The sequence below is a fragment of the Mucilaginibacter koreensis genome (assembly GCF_054783355.1).
This window is the reverse complement of record NZ_BAAGQS010000001.1, coordinates 1,997,775-2,011,427: the sequence shown is the minus strand read 5'-3', so window position 1 is coordinate 2,011,427 and position 13,653 is coordinate 1,997,775. Positions and strand designations below refer to the sequence as shown.

Below are 13,653 nucleotides of genomic sequence, written 5' to 3'. Positions count from 1 at the left end.
GCTTTAATTTTTGTGTTTTCCGTTATTTTACGGGCTGCAAAAGTAAGAAATTATTGATAGTTAAGCAATAGTAAATGAGTTATTTGTGGTTGATGTCAGAAAAAATATGTTTGAAAATGCAGGAATAACAAAAGATTTAATACACGGTTGTTATCTTAGGCAGCAAATAAAGCCTTATACACAATGAAACCGAAACTTCGTTTTTACCAACGCCTTAACATATGGTTTGCAACCGTTGCCCTGTTTATAGCGGCATCTGCTGCCTATGCACAAGAGCCGCAAGTAAATTTTGAGAAAAAAGCTGATTTGCCTTACCGCCTTACTTACGCGGCCTACTGTAACGATGGCAAATATCTATATGCTGCCAACGGGCTGGCCAATGGCACCGTTTACTCTACCAAATTATTGCGCTATGACCCGGATGAAGACAAATGGGAGGTACTGACGGATAAACTGAACGCAAAAATTAATGGTGTTGCTGCCTATGTGCCATCCATGCATAAAATATATATCATGGGGGGGATTTTGGCCGACAGGCGCGGATTTTATTATAACATTGAAAGCGTAGATACAGAAACCGGAGCAGTAACTACATTAAAAGTAAGTAACCCTGCCGGTGCTGTTAACTCCGGTGTAGCTGTTTGGAATAATAAGGTTTACATTTTTGGTGGTTTCAGCGAAGCAGGTTATCCTACCCGTAAGATATATGAATTTGACCCCGCCACCGAAAAATTTACCAAACTTAAATACCTGCCCGTAACCGGTAATGTAAAAGGCGCCATAGTTGATGGCACCTTATACACCTTTGGCGGCCGCGACGTAACCAGCAACAGTACATTGAAACAGGTATACGCCTATAACCTGATTACGCAAACTTACACACTGGTAGCTCAAATGCCTCAGGAAATCAGGGAGCCGGCCGTTAGCCAGCGAGCCAATTATATCTTTTTAACGAGTGATTTAAATCACAATACTTTTTTGGGGTACTTTAACACCCAAACAGCTACGTTTACCCAACTGCAATCCAATATGCTGGGGCGGCAGTTTACCAATACCGGCATTATTGGTAATTTATTTTATGTATATGGCGGCGGACTTAGCACTTCATTTCCGGGCATGACGAGTACGCAGGCTACAGATGTGAACCAGATGGTGCAGTGAGAGTGGATTATGAAACAGATTTATTCTTCAAGTAAATTGTCGTTGTCAAACACCTCATTTAAATTTAATGCAAAGCCGGGCAGTAAAGGAGTTATCACTTCATCGCCAACGGTTAGTAGTTTTGATGCTTGAAACTGGCCGTCAACAAGTGTGTATTTAAAAAAGGTGCGCTCAGAGGGATGTATAATCCAGTACTCCAGCACACCGGCTTCTTCATATACCTCATACTTGTTTTGCAGCTCTTTATTGTTATTACCGGGCGACAAAATTTCGATCACTATATCAGGTGCGCCTAAGCAACCTCGCGTATCAATTTTGGCCGGATCACAAATTACACAAATATCCGGTTGGACTACGGTAATGATTTGTTTATCGTTTACGATTCTGGATAACCGCACATCAAATGGCGCTGAAACGGCTTTACAAGGCTTACCTTTTAAATAATTATATAGTTCATTGAATACGATACCTGATATAAACTGATGAGCCGAACTTGGCGCCGGACTCATTTTAAAAACCTTACCTTTTATCAATTCAAGTCGCTCGTTAAAGCGCCATTGTAGATAATCGGCATAAGTGTAGCTCTTTGATAAATCCAGATCTGAAAAATTCATTACTGCGTTTTTTTCAAAAATAATATTTTTTGACTTTCCAAGCCATTTGCAAGTTTCCAAAATCCATCTTTACCCTTCCCTCAATTTTCCGTATCTTAGTGCCTGTGGATAATTTTATAGTTTCGGCACGCAAGTACCGCCCGGCTACTTTTGAAAGCGTTGTAGGTCAGCAACATGTAACCAATACGTTAAAAAACGCAATCAAAAGCAATCAGCTGGCGCAGGCATTTTTATTCTGCGGGCCACGTGGGGTAGGTAAAACAACATGTGCACGCATCCTGGCCAAAACCATCAACTGCACCAATTTGCAGCCCGATGGTGAAGCATGCGGGGTGTGCCCTTCATGCACAGCATTTCAAAACGGAAATTCGTTTAACGTACATGAGCTGGATGCGGCGTCCAATAACTCGGTAGATGATATTCGCAGCCTGATTGAGCAGGTGCGTATACCGCCGCAGGGGAGCCGCTATAAGGTATACGTCATCGATGAGGTGCACATGCTATCTCAAGCCGCTTTTAACGCGTTCTTGAAAACGCTGGAGGAGCCGCCTAACTATGCCATTTTTATTCTGGCTACAACAGAGAAGCATAAGATATTGCCTACCATCCTGTCGCGGTGTCAGATTTTTGATTTTAACCGTATCAAGGTAGATGACATGGCAGCGCACCTGGCTTCCATCGCACAAAAAGAAAACATCAGCTTTGAGCCTGATGGCTTGCACATTATTGCCCAGAAAGCCGATGGTGGTTTACGTGATGCCCTGTCGATGTTCGACCAGATTGTGAGTTTCTCAGCAGGTAAGGTAACCTATAATGCGGTGATTGATAACCTGAACATTCTGGATTATGATTACTACTTTAACATTACTGATAGTCTGCTGCGCGAGGATACCTCTAAAACGCTGTTGCTGTTTAACGAGATATTAAGCAAGGGTTTCGACGGCAACCATTTTATTACCGGACTTACCGGCCACCTGCGTAATTTGTTGGTGGTAAAAGATGCGGCTACCATCAAACTGCTTGAAGTAAGTGAAAACATCAAAAACCGCTATTTACAGCAGGCACAGCAGTCCACTATATCCTTTTTGCTCTCGGCCATGAATGTGGCCAACCAATGCGATCTGAACTATCGGCTCAGTAAAAATCAACGCTTACAGGTGGAACTGGCTTTGTTGAAAATATGCCATCTGCCATCAGTATTTAATGCGGCCGTAGCGCCTGCAGCAACGGCAGGGGTGGAGGCACCTGCAGCAAAAAAGTCTGATACGCAACCGGTAAAAGCACCGGCAACAATGGCACAACAGCCAGCGCCTATAGCTGCGCTTACCGAGCCTGCTGTTGCCTACCAGCCCCAGCGCCCGGCAGCAACACCTGCGCCGGCGGCAACTGTAACAGAGCTACTGAAACAAACGGAGCCTGTAAAGCAGCCTGAACCGGTTAAGCCAGTAGTAGCTGATAAGCCTAAAATACAGATACCTAAGCCCACGTTAGGGGGAGCTTCGGTAAAAATACCGTCATTGAAAGATATTGGTAAGTTTGACTCTACGGCACAGGCCGATGAGGACGACCCTTATATAAAAGGTACTGATAAGCAGCCGTTCACCCCGGAACAGTTTATGCAAAGGTGGAACGAGTATGCCAGCCAGGCCAAGGCTGATGGCAAAGCTACGCTGCACAGCATCATGACAGGGCATGAGCCTAAAATGCTAAAGCCTTATGATTTTGAGGTAACGCTGCACAACAAATCGCAGGAGTTGTCATTGCGTGATGAAAAGCCCGATTTACTAAACTTTTTGCGGGTGCAGTTAAAAAACTTTGAAATTAATGTGATTCCACATATTAATGAACATGCTGTAGCTAAACGGCCTTATACTTCATCAGAACGCTTTCAATATCTGGCCGCCAAAAACCCGGGTTTGATTGAGCTGAAAAATAAATTCAACCTCGAGTTTGATTAATTGAATGCCCCAAAAAATTGCTTAATTGTAAAAAAGCGATATGCGATAAACATATTGGGTAATTCGTTTGTCAGAATGTCATACCGCCACTTGTGGCAAGGGATTTGAATACTATATATTTGTTTAACAATAAATAATTAAAATTATGGCTTTAGAAATTACTGATGCAAACTTTGAAGAAGTTGTGCTGAAATCAGATAAACCGGTATTGGTTGACTTTTGGGCAGAATGGTGTGGCCCTTGTCGTATGGTAGGCCCTGTAGTTGAAGAAATTTCAAAAGACTATGACGGTAAAGTTGTAGTAGGCAAAGTAAATGTTGACCACAATCCGGGCGTATCCATGAAATTTGGTATCCGCAATATCCCGGCTTTATTGTTCTTTAAAAACGGCGAGATTGTAGACAAACAAATCGGTGCTGTGCCAAAATCAGTACTGGCCGGCAAGCTGGACAAACAATTAGTATAAACTAATATCATATTATAAAAAAGCCGTTTGGATCATTTCCAAACGGCTTTTCTGTTTAATTACAATTTTCGCAATTAACAATGGGCTGGCAACGTATATTTACAGATAGGTAATGGAAAAGCTCAGCGAAAATAATGAACTCAGGCAGTTGGCTAACCTTGATTTGTTAGCCCGGCAAGTGGTGGAAGGCTTTATTACAGGGCTGCACCAGAGCCCTTTTCATGGTTTTTCGGTGGAGTTTGCCGAGCACCGGCTGTATAACAGCGGCGAGTCGGTTAAAAATATCGACTGGAAGCTGTTTGCTAAAACTGATAAGCTGTTTGTTAAACAGTTTGAAGAAGAAACCAACTTGCGCTGCTATTTGCTGCTGGATACTTCATCATCCATGAATTACCCGGAAACGGGAATCAATAAACTGCAATTTTCTATTTACGCTATTGCTTCGCTGATGTACCTGTTTAAAAAGCAGCGCGATGCTTTTGGCTTGTGTTTGTTTGCGGATGAAGTAGAGTGGCTAAGCGCTGTACGTTCCACCAGTACACATCTTTTTTATCTTTTTGCCCAGCTCGAAAAAGCCTATCAACAACCTAAAAAGAATGCGCACACGCACCTGAGTAATGTAATTCACCGCATTGCCCAGGAAGCGCACCAGCGTTCGCTGATTATTATCTTTAGCGATATGCTGGAAAACAGTGCTCAGCCTGATCATGCAAATGCCCTATTTGCCGCCTTGCAGCACCTAAAGTATAACAAGCACGAAGTGCTGATTTTTAATGTAAACGACCGCCTGCACGAGCAGGAATTTAGTTTTGATAACCGCCCCCACCGGTTTGTAGATGCTGAAACCGGCGAGCAGGTTAATATACACCCGCATCAAATGAGGGATATTTATAAAACGGCTTACCAGGAGTACCGCCACCAGCTGCAACTTAAATGTGCGCAGTTTGGCGTAGATTGGGTAGACGCCGACATTCAGCAGGGATATTATAATTTGCTTAAAGAGTACCTGATAAAGCGTAATAAAATGGTTTAGCGAGTACGACGAATAAATAATTTTAACTTAAACATAATTTTATTTACCTGTAAAATAATAATGACTTACTTTACGCTTTTGACAAATTGTGGCAATCAATTCACAGCCATTAACGTTAATGAATAAACTGTTATTTTTTGTATGAGACTTTCTATTGAGCGCAAAGCTATTAGAGTTAACCCCGATTCGAAACGTGTAATTGCCAGATTTTTTTTTAACGGTAATGACCGGGCCAAGCAAGTGATCCAAAAGGTGGCCCGGCTGGATGAAGATAAAGTGTTCGGGCTGGTATCTCCGCTGTTGCAGGAGTATTCTAAACGGCATCGTAATATTACCCGTGTACTCAACCGGCATTGCGCCAAGCTGAAACATCTGTTCGAGGAAGTAAATATTGATTATGATTCTCTTTCGGCTTACCGCAAGCTGCTCATTGGCTCATACTTTACTCATGAGTATTCTATTGAATCGGCAGCCTTTTTTAACCCGTCTATTATTGATGACCCCGATCAGGGCGATTTAGAAGAAGGCGAAAGAAGGGTAATCATCAGTTTTCGTGCAGTAGGCGAGGGGCACATCTCCTCTATCACCTTCCGCCGGGCTTTAATTGACAAATACAATAACATTACGGTGATACCTGCCGGTAATTATATTGATGAGGCTGAAATTGTACGTAATGCGGTATATAATAAAAAACTGTTTTTTGAAAAAGCGGTAGCCACACAAATTAATATCGATGTATTAAAAGAGATAGAGCAGCAACTGGATTATCACTTCGAATATTCTAACCTGCGCCGCGTAATTCTGGATTCGCAAAAACTGCAACAAAGCAATATGGCCAAACTGGAGTACGATAAGATACTATGGCTGGCCGATTCTTACTATGAGATTATTTTCTCGCTGGATACCGATATATCAGACCGGGTAATTTTTCCAATATCCGAGTATGAACGCAAAGGGATAGAAGATGCCCGCTTTGTGAAGTTTTATAACGAAGATGGTTCGTCGGTATACTACGCTACTTATACCGCGTATGACGGGGCGTTGATTATGCCCAAATTGCTGCAAACCGAAGATTTTATCGATTTTAAAATCATGCCGCTTTACGGGGCTGGTGCACAAAATAAAAATCTTGCGCTGTTCCCTCGTAAAATTAACGGCAAGTATGCCATGATTTCACGTATCGACGGTTTCAATAACTATATTATGTACTCAGATAAGATCAATATCTGGGAGGAGCCGATTAAACTACAGTCGCCCGAGTACCCCTGGGAATTTGTGCAGATTGGTAACTGCGGTTCGCCTATTGAAACTGAGGACGGATGGTTGATGATTGGCCACGGCGTAGGCCCTATGCGTAAATATGTATTGAGCGCCAGCTTACTTAAACTGGACGACCCTACCATTGAGATTGGCCGTTTGGATGAGCCCCTGCTGGTGCCTAACAGCGATGAGCGAGAAGGTTATGTACCTAACGTATTATACTCTTGCGGTTCATTAGTACACAACGGTAAATTGATTATCCCTTACGGTATATCCGATTCTTCTACCTCATTTGCCGAAGTAGATTTGAATGCCTTACTGGAAAGGTTAAAACAAAGTCCTAAATAGTATTTACACACACCATACAACACAAGAGCCTGCAGGTATCATCCGCAGGCTCTCGTGTTTTGTGATAAGCTTCAATTCAGTATTCCGTATCTATCACGTCATTGCGAGGAACGAAGCAATCTCTCTGCACCTTTTAGTAGTTAAGCATACAGAGATTACTTCATTCCTCGCAATTACGTGTTGAAGAAAGTAGGAGTATCACTTACCTAATATTTCCTGATACAGCCTGAAATAATCCCCCGCCATTTTCTCGGCCGAAAACTGGCTTTTTGCCCAATCATGGCATTGCTGCCGGTTAATAGTGGGTAGTTCTGTAACTGCTACTACTGCCTCATCTACCGTTTTTACCAAAAATCCGGTTTCCCGGTCATTAATCAGTTCGGGCATTGAGCCGCGGTTGAAGGCGATAACCGGTGTTCCACACAGCATCGCTTCTGCTACGCTCATGCCAAACGGTTCGTTAAAGTTAATAGGGTGCAGCAGTGCTGCGGCATTGCTTAACAACTCGTTGCGTTTCTCTGGCCCGGCATGGCCAATATATTGTATCTGATCACTCAGATGAGGCTCAATTTTACTTTTGAAGTAGCCTTCATCCTGAATAATGCCTGCAATCAGCAGTTGCTTACCAGCTTTCTGTGCAATCTCAATCGCTTCGGCGCAGCCTTTATCATGATGAATACGGCCAAAGTATAATAAATAATCTTGAGGTTGCAGGTTCAATTGAAATTCGGCGGCGTTTAGTCCGTTGTAAACTGTAGCTAAATAGTTTAAATCTGGGCTGCGGTCGGCATTACTGATGGAAACGTAATAATTGTTGCCCTGATTATATTTTTTATAAACCGGAATAATTTTTTGTGATGAAAAACCATGAATGGTAGTGACCATCGGCGTATCAATCAAGCCGGTATAGGTAAGCGGCAAAAAATCGAAATTGTTATGGATGATGTCGAAATCATCGGCCTGTTCCATTAGGTTACTGATGTGGAGGCACTCCAACACTTTTGCATCCTGCGTGCGGTCTTCTTCATAACCGGTAGCACAAACCGATTGTAAAGCACCACGGGTGATAGAATCACCCGTGGCAAATAATGTAACGTCTGCCCCTAAATTAATTAAGCCTTCGGCGATGTTTGAAGCTACCTGCTCCCAGGGCCCGTAATGACGCGGCGGCGTGCGCCAAGCCACGGGCGATAGTATGGCTACCTTCATGTTAGCAAACTTCCAGGCTTTTTGAAAACTTTTTGTACTCGTACTCCAGCTCAAAAGCTTTTAATACAGTTAAATGCGATATTAAATAAGCCAACGTACTTTCGGCGCCCTGGTTACGGTTGATACCGGTAGGAAGCAGGCCGTCGCAGCAACCTTTGGTTTCGTGGTCATACAATGGCGCACGCAGGGTATTATCACCCAGGAACCATTTGTAGCTTAAAAACATTTTTTCAATGTACTCCGGCTGACGGAATGTTTCATAAGCCTGGAAGTGCATTAGTACCATCGCCATGGTTTCAATCGCCTGCTGATCAAAGGTAGGGAAGGTACCACCACGGTAATACCAGCCATCATTACCCACCGGGCTCAGGTAGCCATTTGATAAGGTGAGCTGGTCTAAAAAGCCCATGGTAGTTAAAGCAATTTCTTTCACCCGTTCATCGCCGGTTATTTGCGAAGAGTGCAGCAAGGCCAGGGGCAGAATGGCGTTATCATACGTCATGCCTTCTTCAAACCATTGCCAATCCGGTGTAGCAGTTTCCTCATAAGCTTTTACCAGCGGAGTAGTTAAGTTAATGAGTTCTCTTACCATTCCTTCATCGCCGGGATGCGCTTTCAGGTACAGGGCCACGCCAATAATGGTGTTGGCCATTCCACGGATATATTTTAAATCTTTAAAGTGAGGAATAGAGCGCTGGAACAGTTCCATGGCAAACTCCTGATAAGAGTTGCTGGCGGCACAGCCAATCAGGTGGCCTAATGCCCAAACGGTGCGTCCGAATGAATCTTCAGAGCCTACTTCGTCCAAATAGCGGCGGTCAAAGCTCAGGAAATTACGGAAGTTACCATCCTCGCGCTGCATGTAATGAATGTAGCTCAGGTAAATGGGCAGCAAATCAAATGCTTCCTGGCTTTTATTGCGTTGGTAGGCCATCAGGGCCATTACCAATGCACGTGAGTTATCATCTAAACAGTAGCCTTCTTTCAGGTTAGGGATGCCGTATTTAGCGTGTTGTACAATACCGGTATCATCAGTTAAACGTAATACGTGCGCCAAGCTGAAAGTGGGCATTATTTCGGGGTCAACAATGCTGTTACGCAATATTTTATCGCTAAAATCATGTACACTGTGGGCTTCGCTGGCTACCTTAATAAACTGGTTGCCAATGCGGGGCCAACGTAAATTGAGGCCGTATTCATAAGCATTGCTTTTCAGCGTGTTCATTACATCGGCATTATCAAACAATTCATTGATAACTTCAGCGAGGCCGTCTGAGTCTTTGAAATCAAACAAGCGGCCACGGTTGTGAGCTAATAGCTCGGTAGCATGCCAGTACGGGGTTGAAACCACAGCTGCACCTGCACCTACCGCGTAAGATAAGGTACCGCTGGTAATTTGCGCCTCATTTAAATATGGGGTCACATATACATCGCAGGCAGTCAGGTAATTAATCAGTTCGTTTTCTTCAACAAATTTATTGATGAAAGTGATATTGTTGGATACTTTAAGCTGCGCCGCTAAACTTTTAAGGTAATCACGGTATTCTTCGCCCGAATGTTTAACCACACCTGGGTGGGTGTTGCCCAATACCACGTACATCACATCGGGGTGTTTGGCTACAATTTTAGGTAGAGCTTTAACTACAGTTTCTAAACCTTTGTTGCGGCTCAATAAACCGAAAGTGAGCATTACACGGTGATTTTTAAAAGCCGAAATGTTTTTTACCGGGTTGTTAACAGGCGCTTCCAAGTCCGGCACACCGTGCTCAATAATCTGTATTTTCTCGGCAGGTATATCGTAAATAGTGGTCAGGAACTCAACGGCACGCTGGCTCATCACCACAATTTTTGAAGATTGCTCTGCAATTTCGCGGATGATAATGCGCTGTACATAGCTGGGCTCACGCAAAATGGTATGCAGAATAGAGATCAGTGGTTTCTCCAGCCTGTTAATCAGTGGGAGCACATATATTCCGCTTTCGCCACCGTAAATGCCAAACTCATGCTCCATAATCACCGCATCGGCATCGCTGGTATTAATGAAGTTAGCTGCGCGGATGTAATCTTTCTGATGGTTTTGGCGAATAACATATTTAACTTCTTCCGGGTACTCATACTGGTCTGCATCGTCTGAGTCATTCATGGCAACCACATAGCCGTTTTCCAACAACGATTTCTGGTTTGGAAAATTAGCGTTTATGGCACGCATTAAATTTTGATTGAATGTAGCCAGTCCGCATTCACGCGGTGGATAAGTTGATAGATATGCTATTTTCATTTTTAATTAAAATCTCCTTAACGGCAAATATGGTTCGCGTACTCTTTGTGTACTAATAACTGGAAGATGTCGTAAAAAAGCTATACCTGTATGGATACTAAAATAGGCAGCCTTCGGCGGGATACAGGGCTGAAGCCTGTTTTCGCATCTTATTATTAATATTGCTCCATATATGGCACAAAGTGTACCAAAATGTTACTGAATATACTTAAACGTTATCAATTTGAAATGATTATGACGATGTGTGACTACCTGATGATCGGACATTTGCCGGTAAAATGAAAAGGGAGCATTGATTGAAAATCAAGCTCCCTTTGTGTATGTACTTAAGTACTATTCTTTTAGTTAAAATGCTTGGATGCAATTATTGCTAAGTGCATTTACAACGGGTTAACTATCAATCCCAATTAAAGGTAACATCACGGTTGTTTAAACGCCAATGGGCCGGGTAGGGGTTGCTCATCCAGTCCAGTGGTTCGCCGGTAGGCTGTACTTTAGCGGCCTGGGCAAATGCTTGTTTCACAGCAGCTTTTTGTTCAGCGCCCATAAAGTCGAGCTCCGCCGAAATGAACAATGGAGCGCCGCTTTCGGCCAGTAGTTGAAGCCACTGGCGGTTTTTATTCCAAGGTACATCTTTGGTAAGGCCTACACAATCACCATCGGCTGCATAAAAGGTATTGTGCTGCGGTAACCTGAAGCCTAAAGTATTTACGCCCATTTTTTTGGTGCGCGCCCATTCTTTACCACTGGTATCATCGCCGGTTCGATTCAATTCAAATAACCCGGCCGAAAGATGACTAACGGTATTACAGCCAATAATATACATATCTCCGGCCGACTCCCTGATGGAGCGGTACAAGTGATTAATGATTTCGGCGTTGGTTTTTGTTTGATCATAATATTTCCAGCCTGGCGTAGTAAATTCGTTTTTCATTTGCGAACCCCATCGGCCAAAAATGTCATAGCTACTGTAATCGTGTTTCACCATTTCGTAACCCCATTGCTGGTAAGTACGCATATTGTATTTAACGCGTTCAATGGTTTCAGGTAGGGTGGGGTCTAAAATCAGTTCTCCGCCATCCTGGTTACGCCCTTTAATTTTAGGCGCAAGCAGATTTGGGCTATCCGTTTTCTTGGCAATCAGCGGGCGGGTCCATAAACCGGGGCGCATACCTGATTTTTTGATTTCTTCGGCCATGCTGTGCATATCTTTAAACTTATCATTCGGCTTCGAAAAATCATCTGGTTGTTCCCAACCGTCGTCCACTACAGAGAATGGCCGGTTATGCGTATCAGTAACCAACTGAGCCATAAAAGCGGTTTGTTCCTGAATGCTTTTGAAAGAGTTGTTGCCATACACGGCATACCAATCATTAATGCCATAAACCGGCTGCTTGGGCAGGCGTGGCTTAGGGCACATCAGTTTGCAAAAGCGGGTATCGGTAGCAAAAGGTTTCTCGCCGGCGTGGCTTAACATCGTAACAATATCGGCTGCATGTAACTGGCGCTGCCCCAACTTTACGCCAACACCGCCCGAATGGGTATCTAAAGTAAGTTCAATGCCATTATCTTTAACCGCCCACCAGCACAAGGTACTGGCGCCTGTTTTTACACCAAAGCAGGCCGTGTGTTGCTGGTCGTGCAGCAGCATATACCACGGGTTTTTAATGTCAGGTTCCGGTGCTTTCCAGGCCAGGTCGCCGTAACTGCGCTCCCAATGGTCGCCTAACATTTGCGTAAAGCCTGCAGTATTGTATTTCCATCTTAACCTGATGGCTTCTAACTCTACATTAGGGGCGTTTACATAAACGGCTTGTGTGTTTTGATTTGGCTTTATAGTTACCTGAACATCGCGATAGCTAAAGGTTGAGCCGTTGCTTTTAGTGAGTTTTACCCAATTGCTGTTCAACTGAGCCCAAACTTCGTCTGGGTGGTTGATCAATGACTGCTGACCGGCACCGGCATAGGTAAGTTTGCTATACACTAAGGCTGCAAACGTAGCGCCCGAAAGTTTAATAAAGTTTCTTCTTAGCATCGTTTATATAATTGATGTTCAAGAAACTAATGTATTAAAAAAATAACCGTTGCGTTAACTTCTACCTAAATTAATGTATAATTGACAGATATTATGAATAAAACGATATTGCTTCTGTAATTACATCACAAGCTTTTGTAATTTCCTCAGGGGTGATAATCAAGGGAGGAGCGATGCGCATGGAATTGCTGCAATGCAAAAACCAATCGGTAATTACACCATTTTCAATACAGCGGTCAATTACCTTCTTGTTAAATTCGAAGCTTTCCAGTTCCATGGCCAGCATGAGGCCTTTGCCCCTGATTTGCTTAATAGCCGGATGAGTAAGCTGTTGCCTGAATAAAGCTTCCTTCTCAGCCACACTGCTTACCAAATCATCATTTAACAAAACCTTTAATGCAGCCAATCCGGCAGCGCAACTTACCGGATGCCCCCCGAAAGTGGTGATATGACCCAAAATTGGATTTTCTTTTAACACCGACATCACTTCGTTCGATGCCACAAAGGCACCGATAGGCATACCGCCTCCCAAGGCTTTGGCCAACAGTAAAATATCAGGCTCGATGCCATAGTGCTCAAAGGCAAACAGTTTACCGGTACGGCCAAATGCTGCCTGAATTTCATCTAATATTAATAAAGTACCGGTTTCGGTGCATTTATCGCGCAGGGCTTTCATGTACTCCACATCCGGAACACGAATGCCGGCTTCGCCCTGAATGGTTTCTACAATAACACAGGCAGTGGCTGATGTAATTTGTGCCAGATCTTCTGGATTGTTAAATTGAATAAATTTTACACCCGGCAATAACGGGCGATAAGCTTGTTTGAACTCCTCGTTTCCCATTACGCTTAAAGCGCCTTGGGTACTGCCATGGTAAGAGTTGTGAAAAGCCACAATTTCCTGCCGCCCGGTATAGCGTTTAGCAAGCTTTAAGGCACCCTCTAACGCTTCAGCGCCTGAGTTGACAAAGTATACAGATTGCAGCTGCTCCGGTAGCACACTCACCAGCTTTTCGGCAAAGCGCACCTGCGGTGTTTGCACATATTCGCCGTACACCATCAGGTGCATGTATTTATCTACCTGCTGCTTTATGGCTTCTTTTACCTGCGGGTTGCCATGGCCGATAGAACTGACGCCAATGCCCGAAATTAAATCCATAAATGCACGGCCTTCGGCATTGTACAGGTAAATACCTTCGGCCCGCTCAAACTCCAATAATAAAGGGAAGTTGGTAGTTTGGGCGTTGTTATTTAAAAAGAGCTGGCGCAGGGTTAACATATTGCAAAAATA

General features: G+C 43.7%; 10 protein-coding genes. 5 read left to right on the top strand and 5 right to left on the bottom strand.

Going from position 1 to position 13,653, the window contains the following annotated elements:
- The first annotated feature begins 183 nt into the window (after positions 1–183).
- Positions 184–1,161 (top strand): Kelch repeat-containing protein, encoded by a 978-nt coding sequence (locus ACYVNW_RS09120; protein WP_460679546.1) that lies wholly within the window; start codon positions 184–186, stop codon positions 1,159–1,161.
- Between the two features lie 20 nt (positions 1,162–1,181).
- On the opposite strand, the gene ACYVNW_RS09115 is transcribed toward ACYVNW_RS09120, so the two are convergent.
- Complete coding sequence (locus tag ACYVNW_RS09115; protein ID WP_460679545.1) at positions 1,182–1,775, bottom strand: Uma2 family endonuclease; 594 nt, start codon at positions 1,773–1,775, stop codon at positions 1,182–1,184.
- Positions 1,776–1,879: 104 nt separating this feature from the next.
- Between ACYVNW_RS09115 and ACYVNW_RS09110 the strand changes: the two genes are divergently transcribed.
- The 4 genes from ACYVNW_RS09110 (at position 1,880) to ACYVNW_RS09095 (ending at position 6,840) form a co-directional block, all read left to right on the top strand.
- Complete coding sequence (locus ACYVNW_RS09110; protein ID WP_460679544.1) at positions 1,880–3,733, top strand: DNA polymerase III subunit gamma/tau; 1,854 nt, start codon at positions 1,880–1,882, stop codon at positions 3,731–3,733.
- 145 nt (positions 3,734–3,878) lie between these two features.
- Positions 3,879–4,199 (top strand): thioredoxin, encoded by a 321-nt coding sequence (trxA, locus tag ACYVNW_RS09105; RefSeq protein ID WP_460679543.1) that lies wholly within the window; start codon positions 3,879–3,881, stop codon positions 4,197–4,199.
- Between the two features lie 112 nt (positions 4,200–4,311).
- Entirely contained in the window at positions 4,312–5,232 is a 921-nt protein-coding gene (locus ACYVNW_RS09100) for a DUF58 domain-containing protein (protein ID WP_460679542.1), read from the top strand.
- Positions 5,233–5,373: 141 nt separating this feature from the next.
- Positions 5,374–6,840: a glycoside hydrolase family 130 protein gene (locus ACYVNW_RS09095; RefSeq protein ID WP_460679541.1), complete on the top strand. Its 1,467-nt coding sequence runs from the start codon at positions 5,374–5,376 to the stop codon at positions 6,838–6,840.
- A gap of 198 nt (positions 6,841–7,038) precedes the next feature.
- Here ACYVNW_RS09095 and ACYVNW_RS09090 read toward each other — a convergent pair whose 3' ends face one another.
- The 4 genes from ACYVNW_RS09090 to ACYVNW_RS09075 form a co-directional block, all read right to left on the bottom strand.
- A complete protein-coding gene (locus ACYVNW_RS09090; protein WP_460679540.1) occupies positions 7,039–8,049 on the bottom strand; it encodes a glycosyltransferase family 4 protein in 1,011 nt (336 codons plus the stop codon).
- Between the two features lies 1 nt (position 8,050).
- On the bottom strand, positions 8,051–10,327 hold the full coding sequence (locus ACYVNW_RS09085) for a glycosyltransferase family 4 protein (RefSeq protein ID WP_460679539.1): 2,277 nt from the start codon (positions 10,325–10,327) through the stop codon (positions 8,051–8,053).
- 397 nt (positions 10,328–10,724) lie between these two features.
- Complete coding sequence (locus ACYVNW_RS09080) at positions 10,725–12,362, bottom strand: alpha-amylase family protein (protein WP_460679538.1); 1,638 nt, start codon at positions 12,360–12,362, stop codon at positions 10,725–10,727.
- A 91-nt stretch (positions 12,363–12,453) separates the two neighbouring features.
- On the bottom strand, positions 12,454–13,641 hold the full coding sequence (locus ACYVNW_RS09075) for an aspartate aminotransferase family protein (RefSeq protein WP_460679537.1): 1,188 nt from the start codon (positions 13,639–13,641) through the stop codon (positions 12,454–12,456).
- Between the last annotated feature and the right edge of the window lie 12 nt (positions 13,642–13,653).